Source organism: Microbacterium halimionae (genome assembly GCF_011761265.1).
In the GTDB taxonomy this organism is placed as follows: Bacteria; Actinomycetota; Actinomycetes; order Actinomycetales; family Microbacteriaceae; genus Microbacterium; species Microbacterium halimionae.
The window spans coordinates 1065988-1086034 of record NZ_JAAOZB010000001.1; the positions used below are offsets into that span (position 1 = coordinate 1065988).

16 protein-coding genes and 1 pseudogene are annotated in these 20047 nt (G+C 62.5%); 7 read left to right on the top strand and 10 right to left on the bottom strand.

Going from position 1 to position 20047, the window contains the following annotated elements:
- Nucleotides 1–9: 9 nt before the first annotated feature.
- Complete coding sequence (locus FHS06_RS05010; protein ID WP_167046235.1) at nucleotides 10–2013, bottom strand: ATP-binding protein; 2004 nt, start codon at nucleotides 2011–2013, stop codon at nucleotides 10–12.
- Between the two features lie 72 nt (nucleotides 2014–2085).
- On the opposite strand from FHS06_RS05010, the gene FHS06_RS05015 reads away from it, so the two are divergent.
- Nucleotides 2086–2448, top strand: a complete 363-nt coding sequence (locus FHS06_RS05015; protein WP_167046238.1) for a response regulator transcription factor — start codon at nucleotides 2086–2088, stop codon at nucleotides 2446–2448.
- Here the strand turns inward: FHS06_RS05015 and FHS06_RS05020 are convergent.
- Nucleotides 2438–3256, bottom strand: coding sequence for a shikimate 5-dehydrogenase (locus FHS06_RS05020; RefSeq protein ID WP_167046241.1), 819 nt, complete (start codon nucleotides 3254–3256; stop codon nucleotides 2438–2440). The genes FHS06_RS05015 and FHS06_RS05020 overlap by 11 nt on opposite strands.
- Nucleotides 3257–3288: 32 nt before the next feature.
- Nucleotides 3289–4029 (bottom strand): ZIP family metal transporter, encoded by a 741-nt coding sequence (locus FHS06_RS05025; RefSeq protein ID WP_167046243.1) that lies wholly within the window; start codon nucleotides 4027–4029, stop codon nucleotides 3289–3291.
- A 272-nt stretch (nucleotides 4030–4301) separates the two neighbouring features.
- On the opposite strand from FHS06_RS05025, the gene FHS06_RS05030 reads away from it, so the two are divergent.
- On the top strand, nucleotides 4302–4862 hold the full coding sequence (locus FHS06_RS05030) for a flavin reductase family protein (RefSeq protein WP_243845254.1): 561 nt from the start codon (nucleotides 4302–4304) through the stop codon (nucleotides 4860–4862).
- Nucleotides 4863–4981: 119 nt separating this feature from the next.
- Nucleotides 4982–7537 (top strand): helix-turn-helix transcriptional regulator, encoded by a 2556-nt coding sequence (locus FHS06_RS14310; protein WP_167046245.1) that lies wholly within the window; start codon nucleotides 4982–4984, stop codon nucleotides 7535–7537.
- Here the strand turns inward: FHS06_RS14310 and FHS06_RS05040 are convergent.
- Nucleotides 7518–8921, bottom strand: coding sequence for an MFS transporter (locus tag FHS06_RS05040; protein ID WP_167046248.1), 1404 nt, complete (start codon nucleotides 8919–8921; stop codon nucleotides 7518–7520). The two genes, FHS06_RS14310 and FHS06_RS05040, sit on opposite strands and share 20 nt — an antisense overlap.
- 100 nt (nucleotides 8922–9021) lie before the next feature.
- Between FHS06_RS05040 and FHS06_RS05045 the strand changes: the two genes are divergently transcribed.
- Both FHS06_RS05045 and FHS06_RS05050 read left to right on the top strand, forming a co-directional pair.
- Nucleotides 9022–9171 (top strand): hypothetical protein, encoded by a 150-nt coding sequence (locus FHS06_RS05045; protein ID WP_167046251.1) that lies wholly within the window; start codon nucleotides 9022–9024, stop codon nucleotides 9169–9171.
- Nucleotides 9172–9304: 133 nt separating this feature from the next.
- Complete coding sequence (locus FHS06_RS05050; protein WP_167046254.1) at nucleotides 9305–10942, top strand: sensor histidine kinase; 1638 nt, start codon at nucleotides 9305–9307, stop codon at nucleotides 10940–10942.
- On the opposite strand, the gene FHS06_RS05055 is transcribed toward FHS06_RS05050, so the two are convergent.
- Nucleotides 10910–11428, bottom strand: a complete 519-nt coding sequence (locus FHS06_RS05055; RefSeq protein ID WP_310734856.1) for a hypothetical protein — start codon at nucleotides 11426–11428, stop codon at nucleotides 10910–10912. The two genes, FHS06_RS05050 and FHS06_RS05055, sit on opposite strands and share 33 nt — an antisense overlap.
- A gap of 31 nt (nucleotides 11429–11459) precedes the next feature.
- Between FHS06_RS05055 and FHS06_RS05060 the strand changes: the two genes are divergently transcribed.
- Nucleotides 11460–12113 carry a pentapeptide repeat-containing protein gene (locus FHS06_RS05060; RefSeq protein WP_167046257.1) on the top strand — a complete coding sequence of 218 codons (654 nt, stop codon included), beginning with the start codon at nucleotides 11460–11462 and terminating at the stop codon, nucleotides 12111–12113.
- 3 nt (nucleotides 12114–12116) lie between these two features.
- Here FHS06_RS05060 and FHS06_RS05065 read toward each other — a convergent pair whose 3' ends face one another.
- From FHS06_RS05065 to FHS06_RS14160, 5 genes are all read right to left on the bottom strand, one after another.
- Nucleotides 12117–12578, bottom strand: coding sequence for a pyridoxamine 5'-phosphate oxidase family protein (locus tag FHS06_RS05065; protein ID WP_243845255.1), 462 nt, complete (start codon nucleotides 12576–12578; stop codon nucleotides 12117–12119).
- 114 nt (nucleotides 12579–12692) lie between these two features.
- Nucleotides 12693–14075 (bottom strand): CoA transferase, encoded by a 1383-nt coding sequence (locus tag FHS06_RS05070; protein WP_208387886.1) that lies wholly within the window; start codon nucleotides 14073–14075, stop codon nucleotides 12693–12695.
- 2 nt (nucleotides 14076–14077) lie between these two features.
- Nucleotides 14078–14275 carry a hypothetical protein gene (locus FHS06_RS05075; protein WP_167046259.1) on the bottom strand — a complete coding sequence of 66 codons (198 nt, stop codon included), beginning with the start codon at nucleotides 14273–14275 and terminating at the stop codon, nucleotides 14078–14080.
- Nucleotides 14276–14358: 83 nt separating this feature from the next.
- Nucleotides 14359–17856: an Ig-like domain-containing protein gene (locus FHS06_RS05080; protein ID WP_167046262.1), complete on the bottom strand. Its 3498-nt coding sequence runs from the start codon at nucleotides 17854–17856 to the stop codon at nucleotides 14359–14361.
- A gap of 261 nt (nucleotides 17857–18117) precedes the next feature.
- Entirely contained in the window at nucleotides 18118–18249 is a 132-nt protein-coding gene (locus FHS06_RS14160) for a hypothetical protein (protein ID WP_259393016.1), read from the bottom strand.
- A gap of 369 nt (nucleotides 18250–18618) precedes the next feature.
- Between FHS06_RS14160 and FHS06_RS05090 the strand changes: the two are divergent.
- Nucleotides 18619–19894: pseudogene (locus FHS06_RS05090) on the top strand (amidase family protein).
- Nucleotides 19895–20047 lie beyond the last annotated feature (153 nt).

Below are 20047 nucleotides of genomic sequence, written 5' to 3' on the forward strand. Positions count from 1 at the left end.
GTGCCGATGTTACCGGTGACGTGCGGCGGCGGGAAAACGCAGGGTCGCCGTCACCCCGGCGCCCGGCACAGAGTCGACAGTAACGGTGCCACCATTTCGGCGGGCGAGTTCGGCGGTGATGGACAGCCCGAGACCGGTGCCGGGAGTGCTGCTTCTTTCGGCATCGGGCGCGCGATAAAAACGTTCGAAGATGTGAGCCATGGCATCTTCCGAAATGCCCGGCCCCGTGTCGGTGACGGTGATTGTGGTTTCGGCATCCGCTGTTCCAGTGATGACACGAACGGTGCCATCGGCCGGCGTGAACTTTACAGCGTTCGACACGAGGTTTGCGATGGCTCGATTCACATCGTGCGCGACGCCGTAGACCACGCAGTCTTCGGCGCCCTCTTCGACCTCGATGCTGAGAGTGACATTTTTGATGTCTGCGAGTGGGCAGTGCATCGACACAACATCTTCGACGAGCGCGCATGCAGGCAGGAGATCGGGCGGCGAGTGCAGTTCTGGCGCTGCTGACGCACGACCGAGCGTCAGCAGGCTTTCGACGAGTGCCGTGAGTCGGTCGGCGTTTCGCGCGATGGCACGCAGCCAGCCGCTCTCGGGCGCGCGCAGAAGTGACGACTCCTCAAGTAGCTCCGCGTAGCCGGCGATGCTCATGATCGGAGTTCTTAGCTCGTGACTGGTCGTTGCGATGAAATCATCACGCTGTCGCTCGAGTTCGAGGCGTGTCGCGAGGGCTCTGGCGTGCTCGCGTTCAGCTTCAAGCCGCTTCTCAGCGCCGAGAACCGACGCCGTAACGTCGACGATCTGAACCGCGACGCGCTTTTCGCTGTTGCCGACGTGGTTCGCGACGACATTGACAGTCGCGCCCGAACCGAGGACGCAGTGTGAAACGGCGCCATCCAATTCGAGTGCTGCTCGTGCCTCAGTAGCCAGTTGGCCCTGCCAGCGTCCGTCTGCGGACACCTCCGTAGCGATGAACTCACGTGCCGTGCGGTTAGCCCAACGAATTGTCCACGTGTCGTCATCGTCATGGTCGGTCAGAATAAGGCCGACCTGCGAATCGATAAAACCACTCGAAAGGATCTTTGCTGACTCCGTTGCCGCACGGGAAGAGATATTTACTTCGTTTTGAGCGGTAACGAGCAGGACCGTCGCCATCGCTAGGGCAAGCAGAAAGCTGGAAAGGATCGTGACTTGAGTGTCAAGGGTCAGAGTGGTGGCAGCGTACGGTCCAAGCCCCGCCAGGGTGAACAGAAGCGCTGCGGTGCCAGTCGCGATGGACTGGATGAGAGCGATGTAGACCGGAAATCGGAAAGCCGCCCAGCCGAGCAAGGTCAGCGGGACAAAGGCGAGCGGCACATACCCGGCGGCGCCGAATATGGTGACGATCGCGACGATGAGGAGCACGGATTGGAAGGCAATCTCCGCCACTCTCGGCGCTTCTTTCATCGGCGGAGGCAGCGCGGCGAAGGGTGCGATGAGGACTATTGCGCTCGCGTGCGACGCCGCGGTATGCACCGCGAGCGCAAGAAACGTCTCGCCAGTGATTGTGGAGATGAGTAGGCCCAGGAACAGTCCGGTTACAGCGCTCGCCGCGATGGCTGCAACGATGAGACGGGTTGCATCGCGAACAGTGCGTAAGACAAACGTGTGCTGTCGCCCCTCCAGCAGGAGGAGGAAGCTCAAGACCTCGATGGCATCGGTAATGCCGATAGTCAGGGCAAGATTCAACTGATCGATGCCGACGAGCGTGCCGAGCGTGATCGCGGCGGCGACGAGGACGACAGCCGCCGCCCGCCGCTTTCGAGCTGTCGCGAGAACGAACCAGGCTGACGCGCCCGCCGCAGGCCACCAGGCCGCCGCGTTGGTGTCACCGAAACGAAAGACGGCGCCGAGAGCCGAAAGTGCGAAGATCATTAGGCCGGAGAGCACCCAGATAACCCAGGTGTGCGTAGATGATGTTCGAAAACGCGTACGGCTCGTCTGCGCGCGTGGTGCGCCAGCGGAGTTCATAATGTGAACTTAAGCGCATTTAGTGAAAGATGGCGCTAATGCGGTGCACGATGTGCAGGCCCAAGGAGCGAAATGGCAGCGATTCTGGTCGTCGAGGATGATGTGGACGTCGCTCATCTGTTGCGCGCTCGCCTCGAGAAGTCGGGGCACGGCGTCGTCATGGCGGCCGACGGTGTGCTGGGACTCGCCGCCGCACACGCGCACACCCCCGATGTGATCGTGCTCGACTGGATGATGCCAAATAAGAATGGCATCGACGTATGTATCGAACTCCGTGCTGATGCTGAGTTCGTTCGCACCAAGATCTTGATGCTGAGCGCGCGCGCGGCGCCCGCCGATCGCGAACAGGCGTTCGCCGCCGGCGCCGACGATTACGTGACGAAGCCGTTTTCGCCGCGCGCCCTCGTCGGACGCGTCGAATCTCTTATTGCGTAGCTCGCGAGAAAGCGGATGCCTCGGCTACGTGTTCAGCGGTCAGCGATACGCCGGTGTAGCGCTCGAACTGGCGTGCTGCCTGTAATGCGATGACTTCGGCTCCCGTGATCACGGGCAGATCCTGTTTACGCGCAGCGTGGATAAGGGGTGTCTCAGACGGAAACGCGACGACGTCGAATACAACGGCGGCCTCCGCGACATGGGCTGCTGAGAACGCGAGCGCGTCGGCATCCGAACCGTTCATTCCAAGTGGAGTGACGTTCACGAGGATGCCGTGGCCTGGGGCCGGGTCACGGGTGACGTGGCGATAGCCGTATGCATCGGCCAAGGCGCTGCCTTTTTCGGCGTTTCTGGCAAGAACGGTGAGATCCTCGAACCCGGCGCCGTGGAACGCGGCAACGACTGCTTTTGCCATTCCCCCCGAGCCGCGGACGAGTACTGGCAGCGCGTGATCAACGGCGTGAGATTCGAGCAGGGTCGCGACAGCTTCGTAGTCGGTGTTGGACGCGGTCAGCACCCCGTCGCTATTCACGATGGTGTTCACCGACTCGATTGCGGCGGCGGACGGCTCCATCTCGTCGATAAGCGGAATGACGGCTTCTTTGAACGGCATCGAGACGGAGCATCCGCGGATACCAAGACCTCGGACACCCGCGATCGCGGCTGTTATGTCGTCGGTTGTGAACGCCTTGTACACGAAGTTGAGACCGAGCGCGTCGTAAAGGTAGTTGTGGAAACGGGTGCCGATATTGGATGGGCGTCCCGAAAGTGAGATGCACAGCGACATGTCTTTGTTGAGGATCGGCATGGTTCTATTCTCGCGCGGCGTACGAGCTGGCTTCATCCCCCCAGCACGTGGAGTGCGTATCCGGTGAAGAACCCGCACACTGCGATCAGACCGGTGAACGCTTTTGTCGTGCCGAATGCCTCGGGCAGCATCGTGTCGGCAATCATGGCGAGGATAGCGCCGGCGGCGATGGCAGTGACGAAGCTCGTTGTGCTTTCGGGTGCGCTGCCGAGAAGAGCAAAGCCGCCGATGGCTGAAAGTGTGCAGATGACAGCGATCGAGCCCCAGATGCCGAAGACGTAGGCGGCGCTCTTCCCGTTTTGCTTCATGTCGGAGGTGCTGGAGAGCCCCTCCGGAAAATTGGAGATGATGACAGCTGCGACGATGGCTAGCGACAGCGATCCGGTCGCGGCGAGGCCGAGGCCTTGAACAGCGGTTTCGGGTACGCCGTCGAGGAGTGAGCCAAGAGCAATGCCAAGCCCCGTGCCGGATGATGCCGCCTTGCTGCGTGCCCGCTTCTTGCGAGATCCGACGCGCTCAAGCAAAATGTCGAGCCCCACGTAGACGATTGCACCGGTGAAAAATCCTGCCATCGCAGAAGTGAATGAGCCGGTTTGCGTAGCTTCTTCGACGAGGTCGAAGGCGAGAGCTGAGATCAGGACCCCGGCACCGAAAGCCATGATCGTGGCAACGAGCCAACGGGGGACCGTCACGAACCAGGCGACCGCGGCGCCGACAACCAAAGAAAGTCCGGATGCCAAACCTGCGATTCCTGCGAGGACGACGGGTGCCATGCGGCCCACCTTAGCGAGGCCGGAAGCCCCGTAACGGGTTGGTTACATCGGCGACACTGTCGAGAAACGAGCAGCAGCGCATACTGGGGGTGCAGCGTGAGCCGCTGCACCCCCATCCGAGACACAAAACCTCGGGGGCATCCTCAGCCCGGCGACCATCGCGGCCTAGGCGCCTCTTGTGAAGTCTCGTATTTTTGCAGTGTGCTTGTGTCTCGACCTCCGGGTTCCAGTGCCGTCATCTGACGGCGAACCACGGAAGGGGCACGCCCGCAATGAGCGCCACAACTACAATTTTTCCTCCGAAGCCCCAGATGGCGTCGGACTCGTCACGATCACTCGCGCCGGTGAGCGACGAACCTGCCCACGTGCGCGGAGCATTCGGCCGATTCCCGTCGGGGGTCGCGGCCCTTTGCGCGACAGTTGACGGCGAGAAGGTCGGACTCGTCGCAACATCCTTTTCGGTTGGCGTCTCGTACAGCCCGGCCATGGTGATGTTTTCGGTGCAGAATTCTTCGACGACCTGGCCCGTGCTTGCGTCCGCTGATCGTATTGGTGTGAGCGTGCTTGGTAGCGCGCATGCCGATGCGTGCATGCAATTGGCTTCCCGTCACGGCGATCGCTTTGCGGGTCTTGATGTGACAGCGACGGATGCTGGCGCTCTCTTCATCGGGGGTTCGACGATGTGGCTCGACTGCGAGGTCGTCTCGACGACACCGGCGGGCGACCACCACATCGTCGTCATGCAGGTGCACGGCATGAGCGTCGACCACGAGACCGACCCGCTCGTTTACCAGCAGCAGCGCTTTCATCACCTTGCGGCCAATGCGAATTGAGTAGTCGCTGTGAGATGACCCCGTCGGAATCGGAAGCCGTGGCAGCGTATTCTGCATTCATCAGTGAACTCGGGGCGAGCGTACGTCGCGAGGCAGCACGTTGATTCGGAGGATGCTGAGTGGGGCTTTCTGGTGTGCCACGACTCTCTCCGCGCCTTGTGCGTCGTGAGCGAATTTCTGAGCTATTTGAAGGCGACAACCCACTCGTTGTTGCACACGCACCGATGGGCTACGGAAAAACCGTGGCGCTGGCGCACTGGGCCGCGACGACTGGCCGTGACGGGGTGTGGTTGCGGGTGCGTGACGAGGTCGCTGATCCCGTGACGTTTGTGCAGTATCTCGCCACAGAACTCGATGACTTCGGTTTTCTCGATGAGGGAAACCCGTTGCTCATGGCGAGCGATGCGCTCAGGATTGCGTCGGATCCTTGGGACCTTCTCCGCCGTGGACTGCGACGTTTGCCGGGAGCCCTGACGATCGCGATTGACGACAGCGACGGCCTCTCGAACGAGACAGCTCAGGGACTCTTGGCGCTCACAACTGATCTCTCGATGCTCTCCGTGCGGGCGGCTACACGGGGCACAAACCTACTGACGGAGTCAGCGCTGGCTGTGCTGCTCGACGCCGTTATTGTCCCCACTTCCTCCTTCGCGCTGACGGCGAGCGAGGCGAGAAAGGTGCTTGCTGACAGCGGCGACGAGAGTCGATGCGAAGAACTACTCGCTCACGGGGGCGCGCCGGTGCTCGCGCGAATGATTGCGCTGGGCGCTCAGACGCAGACTTCTGAGCCGAGATCCGTTATTCATGCCGTCGAGTCGCTCCTGCGTGTGCGGATGACGCACGGAGACCATCGCTTCGTCTCATTCTTGGAGCGGACGGCACTGACCGATTCCATAGATATTGAGTTTGCGGTCGAGCTCACCGGCTACCACGATGCCGGGGCGATGTTTGACCTTGCTGAACGCGAGGGACTCGGGTATTGGGCTGCGCCAGGGGTAAGGGGCCGCTCCTCACGCTTTTTTTACTCACCCTTTCTCCAGGTTGCTGCGGAGGCAAATATTCGCCGCGAACAGCCAAAAGAGGTGCTGCAGCAGCTCGAAATGCGGATCGCGCGCTGGGACCTGGCCAACGGGCGGCCTTTACCCGCGTTGCGGCGCGCTATTTTCTACCGCGACTATGCCTTCGCGAGCGACGTCGTGCGCGAACACTGGTTCGAAGTGCTCAAGTCGGGCAAGCAACTGAATGAGATCTTCCGCGGCGTGCCCATGCTCGCATTGCGTGCATGGCCGCTTTTGAGCATGCTGCTAGCGCTCAGCGCCAATGCGGTTGGTGCACATCGGCTTCGAGCGCTGGAGTATTTCGCGCTGGCAACGTACGGTGCGAAAGCGCATCGTGCCAAGGCATCCCCGGCCGAACGTGCACTCCTGCGTGTGATTGAAGCCGCGGCGTATCGCGTGGGGTCACGCTCTGCGGCAGCGCTCGCCGCCGCAGATGACGCGTACAGCATGATGCTCGAGATGAGCGCTGCAGACCGTGACCTCCTCGGCACAAACAAGTCCGTGATGTACAACCAGATCGGCACGACGCTTTTTTATGCCGGACGCACTGATGATGCTATCGACTGCTTCGAACGCTCTATCGCTGCGGGTGAGGCGCGCGGTCTGAAGAGCGGTCTGCAGGGCATGGCCTTGAAGGCGGGTGTACTTGCGGTGTCGGGCGATATACCGGAGGCGCGTCGTGCGATTACCCAGGCAGAACATCAAAACTGGCCCGATCGTTGGCTTTTGGGGTACCCAGGCAGTTTTTATCAGCTTGCTCGAGTCATGGTCGCACTGGAAAACGGCGATGCAGAGGGTGCGGACACTGCCCTACGCACGCTTGATCCGCATCGAGAGACTATCGAGCACTGGCCGTTGCTTACTCATGCTGAAGTACTCATCGGACTCTTGCGTCGTCGACCCGACGAGATGTCGAACTTTTTGCAGCGGGTGTTGCATCAACAACACAGGCGAAAAGCTGTCAGCGAACTGACGAAAAACCGGCTCCGCCATACTCGCGTGCTCATCGAGTTGGCGCGCGGCGACATGACTGCGGCCGATCACGCGCTGGGGAAAGTGTCTGACGGAGCCCGCACTTCGGTCAGCCGCGCTCGAATCGCGTTGGCCCGCGGAGACGCCGACGGCGCCATGCGTGCGTTGCATGCCGAAGATCCAGATGATTGGTCTGCCCGCGCGCGTGCGGAATATTCCGCCCTGGCCGCGGCCGCAGCTGCCATTCATGATCCTGACAGCCCGCGTACGCGTGAGCTCATGTCGCGGATCGAACGCAGCTTGCAGGATCGACAGCAGTGGCTTGCGCTGGCCTTTGTGCCTGTCGCCGGCCTAGACGCGATGTTGGTGGCTTCGCCCCCGGAATCGTTCGAGCAGAAGCTGCGGCGGGCTCGAGAGCTCGCCATCATTCCGGCTGCGGCGGCGCGGCCGAAGTTGACGGAGCGCGAGCTTGCTGTGGTTCGTCAACTTGCGCGGTCAGAGAGCGTCGCGGAGATCGCAGCGGCACTTGTCGTGTCGCCAAACACGGTGAAGTCGCAGTTGCGGTCGATCTACCGAAAGCTGGGTGTGAACTCGCGAGCGCACGCACTCGCAGCGCTGTCGACGCTCAACCTCTCTGAGAAGTAGGTCTCTGAGAAATCGCGTCCTGCTGGGCTGCTGTTCTGGCTGCGATTCGGCGCACCGCGGGGAGGAAGCACGCAGCGATGAGAGCCATCACGGCCGCTGACAAATACAGTGCGAAATAGTTGTCAGCGCCACCCGAGAAGGGATCGGCGCCACCGATCGTGAGTAGTGGCACGGCGGCAAGCGGAACAACAATCTGTGGCACTGTCTCGGTGATGTTCAAGACCCCGAGATAGGTGCCTGCCTTCGCCCGTGGAATGGTGCGGAGCGCCAGCGCGAGATCGACAGCGGTGAAGGTTCCGATCGCGAGCCCACCGATCGCGGCACTTACCCAGAGGAGAACAGAATCGGTTGCAAACGCTCGGAGGATCGCGGCCCCGGCGAGGCCACCAATTGCGAACGCCAGGAAGGGAAAGTAGTTGGAACGGCGCGCGGCCCAGAACCCAGCGACAGTGGCTGCAATGACCACAGCCGCGCCGCCGAGGGCAGTGTTTGCTGACGTGATCGGTGTTGCGTCAACTTCGGTCGTGTTCATGCGGTCTACGACGAAATAGAGCGTGAAGGCGAGAAGCAGAGCCATGGACGTTTGAGCGAACAGGCGTTGCAGCCACACTTGCGCGAAACCGGGGGCATCTCGGAGTGAGAACGCACGAGGCGGGTTGGCGCTTGCTCGCGCGGCTGTGCCGGCGAAAGCTGTGCCGACAAAGGCTGCGGGCTCTCGAACCCAAATAACAGTGGCGACGGCTGCGAATATCGCGACCGCCGGCATAACGAGAGTAATGATGCCCAGATGATCGGGAAAGAACGCCGCGAGCGCGAGTACGGGAATTGTTCCGAGGTACGCTGCCGCCGAGAACACGCCAGCCGCGGCCGGCCGTTGCTGATCCGGCACGGTGTCGGCAAGTAGGGCCGTGACCGCTGCAAAGGTTGCGTTGTACAGGAGCTGCATCGCCACCCATGCCGCGGTGAGAATGTACAACGATTGCGCCTGCACGAGAACCACGGACGCGACTGCACCGCCGAGGGCCCCAAACACTATCCAAGGATGCCGGCGGCCGAACGGCCCTCTTGTCCTATCGGAGAGATAGCCGAAGAGGGGGTTTGCCACCACCGCCGACAGTGCGCCGACGGCCAAGATGACCGCGAGAGCTGCAGTGTGTTCGTCTGCGGGGACAAGATCCGCGATTCGTCGGGGCAGCCCGATGATGACGGGGGCCGTCAAAGATCCCAGGGTCGCGAAATTGACCGCGGTAAGAAAGAAGACATGCCGAATGCCTTGGAGGCCTGGTCGTCTGGAGGATCCGTCTTCGAGGGATCTTTGTGTGTCGAGCACGCTCCAGATTAGCAATTGCTCGCAGAGCAATGTCTCGTCTCGCGTCGACTTCACCGGGGTGATTTTGAGGGTGAAGGTGGGCGGCGAGGGCTAAGCGTGCCCGCTGTGGCTTTTACGCTCGCGCTAGCGCCCCGACTGTTTGAAAGAGCTCAAGATGACCCAGAAGAAAATCATCGCTATCGCGATGATGGTGGTGGTTGCGACAGCGGCGGTGTTCTCCCTCATCGGATTTGTTCGCGGAGCGATGTTGGTAGATGCTGCGAGCGCGGTTTTTGCGAACGTCATAGGCGGAGGATTCCTCTAGCGGGGCACATGAGAGTGCAATAACGCTGGAGAGCGTTTGGCGGCCTTTCGCGTCCGGAGCGCCGAAAGCGCATATGCTCAAACTGGCACGACGCTGTGTCGTTTTCACACGTGCCGGGGGGAGAGCGCATCTCATGCCAATGTTCGAGCTTGAGCTGACCCCTCAGGGGCGGCGCAGGGTTTTTCTGCGCGGCCAGTTCCCGTTTTTTATCGGCGCAGTCTTCGTCGCTGTGGTTATCGCTGTCGCCTACCCGGAGGCATACGAATCCTGGCTTGTGATCGTCGCCTACGTTCTCATCGTGTCATCGACCCTCGTCGCGTACTTCGTGCCGTGGGAGCGCTTCAACCCGATGTGGATGATGCCGCTGCCGATAATCGACCTGATCGCGGTGGGACTCCTGCGCGCGGAGTTGTACCAGGTGCTGGCGGCGGCCGCGATTTTGGCGATTTTTCCGATTCTCTGGTTGGCATACGGGTTCTTCAAGTACGCCGTCTGGACGGCGGCGCTCGGAGCCGCTTTCATCACGTCATTCACCTACATCTACAACCAGACGTTGCCCGCGACGCCGCTGGAGTGGGCGAACGTCATCACGCTCCCCGTGCTGATCGTCGTGATGGCACGTGTCGTGCAGGTAGCAGCCCGTCAGCTTCGAAGGCGAGGTGAACAGCTCACTAAGGCCAATGCAAAGCAGGCAGAGGCACTGCGCGAAGCGTTGGATAACCAGATTCTTGCGCGCAGCATCCTGAACACTGTCAACGCCGGAGTGGCTTTCTATGACTCGAACGGTCAACTGAGGCTTGCGAACGAGCTCGCGTCGCAGATGACCGAGTCTGTGGGGTTCTCCATCGACACTCCGCCCTATGCGGGGGAGCAGGTACGCGCGGCTGACCGTGTGACACCTATTCCATTCGACCAGCAGATCATTCCTCGAGCCCTGCGGGGCGAAGAGATGGCCGAGCACATGGAATGGCTGGGCCCGCCCGATCAGCAGGCTGCAATTATCGCCTCGACGCGACGGGTGCTTCGCGAAGATGGCGAACTGCTCGGAACCGTCATCGTCGCCTACGACGTGACGGATCTTGCGACCGCAATCGATGTGCGCGAGCAGTTCCTCAAAACGGTTTCGCATGAGCTGCGCACACCGATGACCAGCATCATGGGCTTTCTCGATCTCATCGATGATGCGGTCGATCCTGGTGAAAAGAAGATTCACGAATACCTCGCCGTGGTGAGCCGCAAGTCGCAGGACCTGATGGAGCGCATCGGTGAGCTTCTGGCTGCGGCCGACCGGGAGGATCCGCTGCAGATCGTGTCGACAGACGTCGACCGCGTCATCGAGTTGGCCGTTGAGGCAGTGCGCGAGCGAGCTGCCGCGCGCGGCATCACCGTCGAACGCATAGGTCACCGAGACATCCATGCGCGGGTCGACGGTAGACGAATTCGGCAGGTCATTCGTGAACTGCTGGTCAACGCGATCAAATTCGGCCGTGAGCATTCGGCGATCACTGTCGCTCAAGAGCTTCGCGGCGACCGGGTGAGAATTTCAGTGACGAATCGCGGGGCTGGCCTCGGGCGCGGCGAACAGGGGCTTATTTTCGACCGCTTCTATCGCACCGATGATGCGCGCCGGCGCGCAATTCAAGGCTTTGGGATCGGCTTGACGTTCGTCAAGAACGCTGTTGCGGCGCACGAAGGTCGGGTGTTTATCGACAGCGATGTCGACAACGGCTCCGAAGGGCTAACGAGCTTTACGATCGACCTTCCGGTCTGATCGCGGCGCCTGCGGCGGCTTCGGGTAGGCCTCGCGCAGATAGTCGCTCTGTAGATAGTCGGAGATTCCGATGAGCAGGATGGCGAAGACAATTTGCTCTGTTATCACCCATAAGGGGTAGAGGCCCGGAATTGCTGCGAGCACGAGCGCAATGATCGGAAAAATGCGACTGAACAGTTGGAGGCGGCGGAACGCCCAATACCAACCGAGGCGAGCGCGCCACAGAAAGTAGAAGAGCGTCGTGGTAATTCCGAGCACAACAAGGCACCGCATCCAGACGGCAAATCCCACGGGGCTGCTGTTGAGTGTGAGTACGACTGACGCGACGACGGTGCCAGTACCGAGAACGAAACACGCAATCAGCAGCCAGGTAATGACTCGAAACGCGCGTGCGACTCGACGATCTGTGGATGGCTCCACCCGGTGATGGGCAATACTGCCGCCGGCGATCTTGTCGAGTTTTCGGAGCATCGTTTCGACTGTCACGCACACACCTTAGCTCGCGTAGCGTTGAGGCGTGGCAAAACCGAAACGGCCAGCTCCGCCTCGACTGAGCGCACCCGACCTGCCTGAGGTACTCGAAATCGGGGCGCTCCGTGCGCGTTCATCAACGTTCGCGGCACGCGTTGAGTCGCTTTCTGGCGATGTGGATGCCTCGCACGCCCACATCAATGAGTCGCTGATCGTCGACGCCAATGTCGGCTCTTTTCGCCTCACCGGCGCGGATCTCACCGACGTCGACATTCTAGATGTGCGGGCAATCGAGATGACAGCTCGCGCGGGGCGCTGGCGAAACGTTCGCATCGTGGGCGGGCGGATTGGGACTCTTGACCTGTCAGGTAGTGACATCGATAGCGTCGAACTGCGAGGGCTCCGCATCGACTACCTCACGCTTGCGGGGGCGACGGCATCCGATCTGATGCTTTCTGACTGTGTGATCGGCACCCTCGACATGCCCCAGGCAAGGGTGAAGCGCGCAGCTTTTGAGGGCTGCCGCGCCCACGATGTTGACAACCGTCTGTGGCGCATAGAGAACGTCGACCTGCGCGGGCTGGATGCCGCCGGCTATCTCGACCCGACAGCTCTTCGGGGCGCCACGATGAGTCCGGGTCAGGTCAACGTTCTCGCGGCCGATTTCGCCCGTGCGCTGGGCATCGACGTACAGGACTGAGGGTTACAGCTCGACCTTTTCGTTCGTACCGTCGGGGCGGGTACCTGCGAGGAGCTTGGCCGCGCGGACGATTGAGCTTCCTTCGCTCGTCCAGTACTCGGCGCCCTCGGCGTTGAACTTCAAGAGCGTGATGTTCGGGTCTTCCGGGCCGCCCGGGAACCATGCTTCGGTAGAAGAGGTCCAGAGTTCCTTGAGCTTTGCGTCGTCGTCGACGAGGGTGGCCGTGCCGGTCAGCGAGACCCACGTGTCTTTGGAGCTGAGTGAGACACCGGCCTGCGAGTTGATGTGAAGGTGCGAGGCCACGGGCGAGTCTTTTGCGACGATGAACCAAAGGTCGCCGTCAAATTCGCTTTCTTGCACGGTGAGAGGGTGGGCGACGAGCGAGCCGTCAGCCTGAACGCTTGTGAGCATTGCGAAGCGGAAGCCGTCGATGAGCTTTGCGAGAGTCTTCTGATCGTCTGACATCGTGATCTCCTCTGTCGTTGGGCTGGCTTCATGCGCCAGGAAAACAAGCATTTCAGGCCGCTGGCGACGCGCCAGGAGGGTTGCGTGTGGCGCGAGGATGTGTCACGCGCAGCGCTAGCTCGTCCAGCGCGCAGGATCGATACCCCACGCGCGGCCCACAGTGGGGTATCGATCGGGCAGTTCTGGCTGAGTGAAGACGGATGCCGCGCACTCGAGGTCACCCGACGTCGTTTCTGCGTGGACGGTGTGATCTGTGGGAGGCCCGGTATCTTCGCCGACAGCAGTTGTGCCTGCGGCCAGGAGCTCCTGCGCTATTCGCGCGAGGCTCACATTGATGCCGCCGCCGGCACCTGAGCACGCGCGGCGCCGCAAAGCGGACATGATGCCGGAGGCAAGAAGATAGCCCGCTGTGTGGTCGAGCGCCTGTGCGGGTAGCGCCCCGGGCCGGGCTCCGTGATGTGAGCCTTCAGGTGAACTGATGGCGGCGATGCCGGAGACGGTCTGCACGATGCTGTCGAAGCCGCGCCGGTGTGCCCACGGCCCGCGTGTTCCCCAGGCGCTGATCCGTCCACGGATGAGGCCCGGGTGGCTTGCTGCGAGTACGTCGTCGTCGAGTCCAAAACGGGTGAGCGCGTCGGGCCGGTATCCCGTGACAACAACGTCGGCTCCGGCCAACAGTTCGTGGAAAGTGCGGAGATCGTCAGCCGCTGCGAAGTCGAGGAGACCCGAGTGTTTTCCCTGCCCGGTGTCGAGGTGCTGCCAGGCGATCTCGGGGCGGCGGGGGTTATCGATGCGGAGGACATCGGCGCCGAGGAGAGCGAGGGTGCGGGTGGCAACGGGGCCTGCGATAACGCGCGTGAGATCGAGCACCCTGATGCCTTGAAGCGGGGCGGGGAATCCCGTCGAGATCGGCTGTGGGTGCTGGCTGGTGCCGACGGTGTCGGTTGTGACCTCGATGAGTGGGGCAGCCGCGACGGCTTTCGCCTGAGGGTGTTTCGCCCAGGTGTCGGCGCTCCGGTAGGCGCCGACAATCGCTCCGACCTCGGCGGCGCGGGTTTCTAGCTCCACCCCCGACCACTCGGAGAGCGCACGCGCGAGATCTTCTGGCGTGGCATCGCTCTCAAGCCCGAGAAGGGTTCGAAGCGCGCTGTCGTGGTGCGGGTAGTTGGCGTGCGTTCGCACCCATCCGTCGGCTGTGGCAAAAAAGCCGGAGCGTGGTGCCCAAGCCGCGGGCGGTTCACCGTTCAGGCGGAACAGCTGATCGCTTCGGTAAGACGCCGCGATTCGGCGCGGTGACAGCACCGCATCCGGAATCTCTGTTGTTCCGAGAGCGAGCGCCATGAGCGTTGCGGTTGCGACGGCGTCGTGCGCGAGCGCGCCGACAGCCAATGGGGACGCGAGCGGCACGGCCTGACGTTGGTCGCTGACATGCAACGCGAGTGCTTCGTCTTCGCCGAGCGCGCGCAGCATGGCAGGCAGAAACGCGCCGGATGCCACCGCTAGAAGCCGCCCATTCGCATCCAGGAGTTTTGCCCTTCGGCGCGAAGCGCTGCGTCATCGGCGGAGGTCGAGTCGGATTTGCCGGCGCGCATCATGTCGTTGCGAGGTGCGCGCTTTCGTGGGTGCGCTTTTCGTCGCCAGCGCACTCCGAGCCCCGCAAGCACCGCGAACACGGCGATCGGGATGAGGATGAGCACGGCGCTGAGTCTACGACCGGTACGGCAACAGGGCGCCGTCTCCGGAAAAGAGACGACACCCTGTTGTTGGAGCGTGAGACTGGTTAGCTCTCGGTGTGCTCGACGGCGAGTTCTGCAGCACGGCGCTGGCGCGCGTAGAGCAGGGTTCCGCCGGTGATCATGAGGAGCGCGGTCAGCATGAGTGACCAGCCGAACCCGTCGGATCCGGTGACAGCGAGCGCGCCCGTTGCCGTTCCGGTGGGTGAGCCGTCGGTGACTGAACCGCCGGTGCCCTCACCCGAGCCGTCGCCGCCGTCCGAACCGTCGCCCTCTCCGCTATCGACCGGAGCTGCGGCCACGACGATCGTGACTGCTGCCGAGGTCGATTCGCTGGCGACACCGGTGCGTGCGAAGTTCGCCACGACCGAGTAGGTGCCAGCGGGGAGTCCGTCGGCGAGGGTGAGTGTTGCCACGCCCCCGACAACATCAGCGGTCCCGATGATTCCGCCGGCAACCGCTGTGCGCGCTGTGCCGCCGGTTGAGCCGGAGCTCGTCGCAGGACCATCTGTGAAGGTGACAGTGCCATCGGTTGCCTGGCCGTCAATGGATGCCGTCAGGGTGATTGCGTCGCCCTCGGTGTACTCCCTGTCTTCGATTTCGAGTGCCGTCTCGGTGGGAGCAAGCACCGGCACGCTGCTGGTGAGCACTCGTACCGAACCTGCGCCAACCGCTGTTGTCTCCGAAGCGCCAAGTTCAGCGTCTTCAGCGATCTCGATCGATGTCGTCGCAACACCGTCGGCATCGGCGATGACCGCTTCGAACGTGTCTTCGCCGCGGACGAAGACGACAGCTTCACCGGCGCGGAAGCCCGACCCGGTGAGGTCGAGGGTGCCGCCGGGGGCGACATACTCTTCTGTCGAGGTCAGCTCTCCGGGTGTGACGGATGCCGCAAGCTCAGCGCAGACGTCGCCTTGCGCGCCGACGGGCAATGCCTCGACAGCGGGTGCGGTGACACCGTCGTCTTCGCGCACCGTGAGGCGTGTGAAGGCGTTTGCTCCCATGACGACGTCGGTCGTGTTGGTGACGCTCACCTTGAACCATGCCGACGGCGATGCCGAAGGCGCATCGTTGCCGAGAGTGGGCACTGTGACTGACGTGCACACCTCGCCGGGGGCGAATGTCACTTTCTGCATTCCGATTCCGACGGTGCCTGTTGCCGAGCCGAGCACGCTGACGTATCCAGTGACAGTCGACGTTTCGGCGCGGTTGAGGTAGACAGCGATGTTCGCCGTGCTGGGGCCGTTCCCCTCATCGACGGTGGTGGGTGCCACGTTGATGCTGGTGCGGGTTTGCACTGTTGCGGTTCCGACGGTGGGGGTGTCGAAGGCCAGGTCGGACAGGTATACCCCGCCGGTTCCGGTGCCGTCGGCGCCCACGCCCGAGGTGATGCGTACTTCGCGCACGTCGCTCAGGTTGATGCCGGTCATGCTGGCGGTGGGGATCGTGAGTTGCTGCAGCACGATCTTGTTCAGCGTGGTGTTGGAGCCTCCCGGCATCCGGTTGATGGCGAGTGGGTTGATTTCTGATGCCAGCACATTGAATGTGTTGTTGCTTCCGTCGACGACCGTGATTGTGAAGTCGGTACCCGACTGCACAGTTTCGGTGGGTGCCGTCTTCAGTGTGAGCTGGCTACGGTTCGATACGTCGCGCTTACCCGCGGGGATCGAGATACGCAGTTCTGCGTTGCTCGGTACCGTCGCGTCGCTTGACGATCCGCCGTTCCAGAGGAACTGCGTCGCGGGGAATGTTGGCACGTTGGGTGCAAACGATCCGGGCGTCCAGTGCGGCACCTGCGATGAGGCCTTGGTCGTGGCGCAGTACGGCTGCGACTGCGGCAGTGTGCGGCCGGTGAGGTTGGTGCACACAGCTGCCGTACCACTTCCGTTGACGCGAACCAGTGCGGAGTTCTCGGCGAAGTCCGTGATGAGAGTCGTTGCGCTGGTCGGCTGTGCGGCCATGACGCGAACGTCGGCGTATTCGGTTGCTGTCGTTGAGGGCTTGACCGATCCGTCGAACATCTGCTGGAACTGGGTTTCGCCCCCCATCGTGAGGCGGAAGAAGCCCGTCATGTACGACACGCCCACCTGGTACTGCTCGGCGGCAGTCATGCGGGTGTCGTCACGTGTGGAACAGGTCGATGTCGTGTCGCTGGTGCGCCAGTCATCACCTGTTGCGGCCGGGTAGAGGCCCGGCGTCCACACAGTGTTGAAGAAGTTGTGGTTTGCACCCATGACCCACACCGCGGAGCGGAGCACGTCGTCGCCGTACGCGTGACGCGAGTCGTCGATGAAGTGCTGACCCTGCTGGTTAGAGACGTCACCGTCGCAGTAGGGAAGGAACACTGCGGTGGGCACGTCGGGCATTGTCATGCGTCCGAAGTCGACGGGCGCCAGCGGAAGTACCGAGACGATGCCGAACGGAGACTCGAGTGCCTGGTTGAGGGTGGCCGCCGAAACGACGCCCTCACCGCCGCGGGAGTGCCCCATGATGCCGACCTGTCTGAGATCGAATCGACCCTTGAGCGACGCAGCTGTGACGCTCGAAGCGGCGGCGGGCTGGTCTGTGCGGGTCGTGGCGAGAGCGAGTGCGTCGTCAAGCGTGCGTGTCGTGGTGACGCCCGGGTCGGATTCGGTCGCCCAGGTGGTGTCGTCGTAGGAGACGGCCTCGCCGGCGCTGGCCTTACGGAGCATGTCGAGAGTGTCGAGGATGAGCTGACCGCGAGCCTGTGCGCCGTAGTCGAGTGCGAGCTGGTTGTCGTTGGAGTTAACGGCGTTGGCAGCGATCGACAGCACGTTGTAGCCGTGCGACGCGAGAGCACGAGCTGTGCTTTCGTAGCCGAGGTACGAGCGGATGTTCATCTGTGTGGGTCCGCAGGGCCAACGAAGCGGGTTTGAGCCTGACCCCGAGCACGACGTGTGGCGACCGTGAAGCAGCACGACGGTGGGCCGTGCACCCTCGGCGCTGGTGAGGTACATCTTGCCGGTCATTTCACCGCGGATGCCGCCGATGGCTGCCAACGGAACGGCACGGTCACCGAAGTCGTACTCAGCTTCGGTGACGGTGTACGCGCCGAGATCGGAGGGGTCTTCGACGGCCGCGAGGGGCTCGAGCGCGTCGAGTTGACGCATGAGCGCGTCGTTTTCGGTGTCGACCGATTCTTCTTGCGGAGCAGCATCCTCGGATGCTTTCTCGTCGTCGCCGGAGGACCATCCCTTTTCGACGGTCTCGGCCGCGGCGATGTCGGGGTCGACGGTGGTCACCGACAGCGACATGCCGTCGGCAGATTCAGTGGCGAGCCCCATCGGTACGCCGTCGACGATGAGCGTCGGTGCGTCGTTGACGATGGGTAGCGGCTCATCGAGGTTGTAGGTCAGTTCGTATCCACCGGGGGTGGTGGTGACTGACCAGTTCTCGCCCTGCGCGACGATGGGGTCGTCTGCGGGGGAAGCGATCGCGGGCGCTGAGCTGACCGCGATGATAGGGACGACAAGTGCAGCCACGAGGGCAGCAGCGCGCGCCCGTGAGGACATACGAGTGCTCACAGTTCTCCGAACATTGGGGGGTGATTTTGGGGAGGTGAAGACCCGAGGAGCTGGTCCCAATGAGGAGGCTATGTCTCACATGTGCGTTGCCTGAATCGTTTAACAATGCGGTAACACGAACTTAACTGACCGATTCATTTCGAGGTCTGGCAGGCGACGACAAGGGGTCGCCAGTGCCAGCCGAACAGCAGTGCCAGCCGAACAGCAGTGCTAGCTGAACAGCAGCGTGAGACTGAACACCACGTTGAGTCGGTTGCGGTCTTAGCGCATCGCGGCGGCGTACTGCAGGAACGCTGCGATGCACAGCACCACGACACCGGTGGCGAGCATCGCGACGCCGACGTAGATCATCCAGTGCGTACCGCGGTTCGGATCTTTCAACTCAGCGCCCATGGCACCACAGGTTACCGGAATCGTTGGCCGGGTGAACGACACACGTTGCCAGAAACGGTGGGGCGCCTGTCCCCCGCATCGGAGAACGAGGGGACAGGCGCCCCACCAAGAGTTCCGCACAGCGCAGCTCGACTCTCGCGACCTCTCACTTTTGCTCGTGGCGGCCGCAACAAACATCATGACGGGAGGCGAGGGCTCTGCTGCTTTTCGTGCGTAATTACACCCCGTCTTTCACCCTCGCTGTCGACGGCCCCGCTGAGCGGAAGAGATTCTGTCTTGCGAAACCGAGGGTACCTTCGTCTCTAACCGAACTGCTCACGACGAAAGCTCCCTATGACAGACGCGTTTACTGCAATGGATGCCACAGCAATGCGGGCGCTTCTCGTTGCGCGAGAGATATCTGCCAGCCAGCTCTGGCAAGCTCATCAGCTTCGCTTGGAGCAGTGCGGTGAGCGGTACGGTGCGATCGTCGATACCGATCTCGAGGGCGCTGCGGTAACCGCGGCAGCAATCGATGCCCGCTACGCGCGGGGTGAGGCGATTGGCGCGCTCGCCGGTGTGCCGATGACGATAAAGGATTCGTTCGACGTTGTCGGTTTGCGTACGAGTCACGGGCGCCTTTTGGATTCGCATACCGCCACGAGGGATGCCCCTGCGGTGGCACGTGCGCGGGCCGCGGACGCCGTGATCTTCGGGTGGGGCAGCTGTCGCTGTCGCGACGGGCCTCAGCGCAATCGAGCTTGGCAGTGATCTTGCGGGCTCAATCCGGGTGCCAGCGGCGTGGAACGGGATTTTTGGGCACCGGCCGAGCAACGGTGTTGTCTCAAAACGCGGGCATTTGCCGTGGCGTGTGGATAGCCGCATTGAGCCTCCGGTCTCGGTATCGGGGCCGCTTGCTCGTTCAGCGCGTGACCTTGAGTCGGTGTTTAGGGTGGTCGCGGGTGCCGCGGACCCTGATTCGGTGGGGTGGCGTCTCGACTTGCCTCGCCCCGCCTGGAACAATCTCACCGGTATTCGTGTGGGTATCTGGACGGAGAGCGCCAGCGCTCCCATCGACGACGAAATGCGATCGGCGATCAGCGCTCTGACTGCTGATCTGACGAACGCCGGATGCCACGTGGTTGACATCATCGATCCGCCCGGGGCAGACGCGGCCGGTCTTGAGCTTTTCGCTCGCCTGCAGCAGGGGGAGATTTCGCACAGCGTTGGCCAAGAGACGTTCGACGCCGCGGTCGATGTCGAAGGCGACCTGGCTCAGCGGGTGTACAACGCGTGGCGTGATGCTGAGGATCAGCGTGCCATCCGTGACGCGTGGAACGAGCGCGTGTTCACGGAGGTCGACGTGGTGATTGCTCCGGCTGTGCCCGGGGCTGCGCCCGTCTATGACGAGCAGCCCGAGGAGCTGCGCGCTCTAGAAATCTCGGGACGTGTCTACCCTGCTGCAGAGGCGGTTGCCGCGTGGAGCTGTATGGCTAACCTCGCGATGCTGCCGTGCACCGTCATTCCGCTGAAGCGTGGTGCGAGGTCGCGCTTGCCGCTCGGCGCTCAGATCATCGCTCCCTACCTGCACGATCTCACCGCGTTGCGCTTTGCGTGCCTCCTCGAGAGCGCCCAGATCGTGGGTTTTGTCGCGCCACCGGCCTGACGCACGCCGGGGCCGATGGCCCCAGTTCAGGGGTGAAGCCGCGGGGTGAAAGTGAGGGTGAAAACCCGCCTCAACGGCAAATCGCTCGACGCTGCCTAGATAACTTGCATGAGCAGGAGTTATGGCTGCGCACACCCAACGCAGCCATGTTGA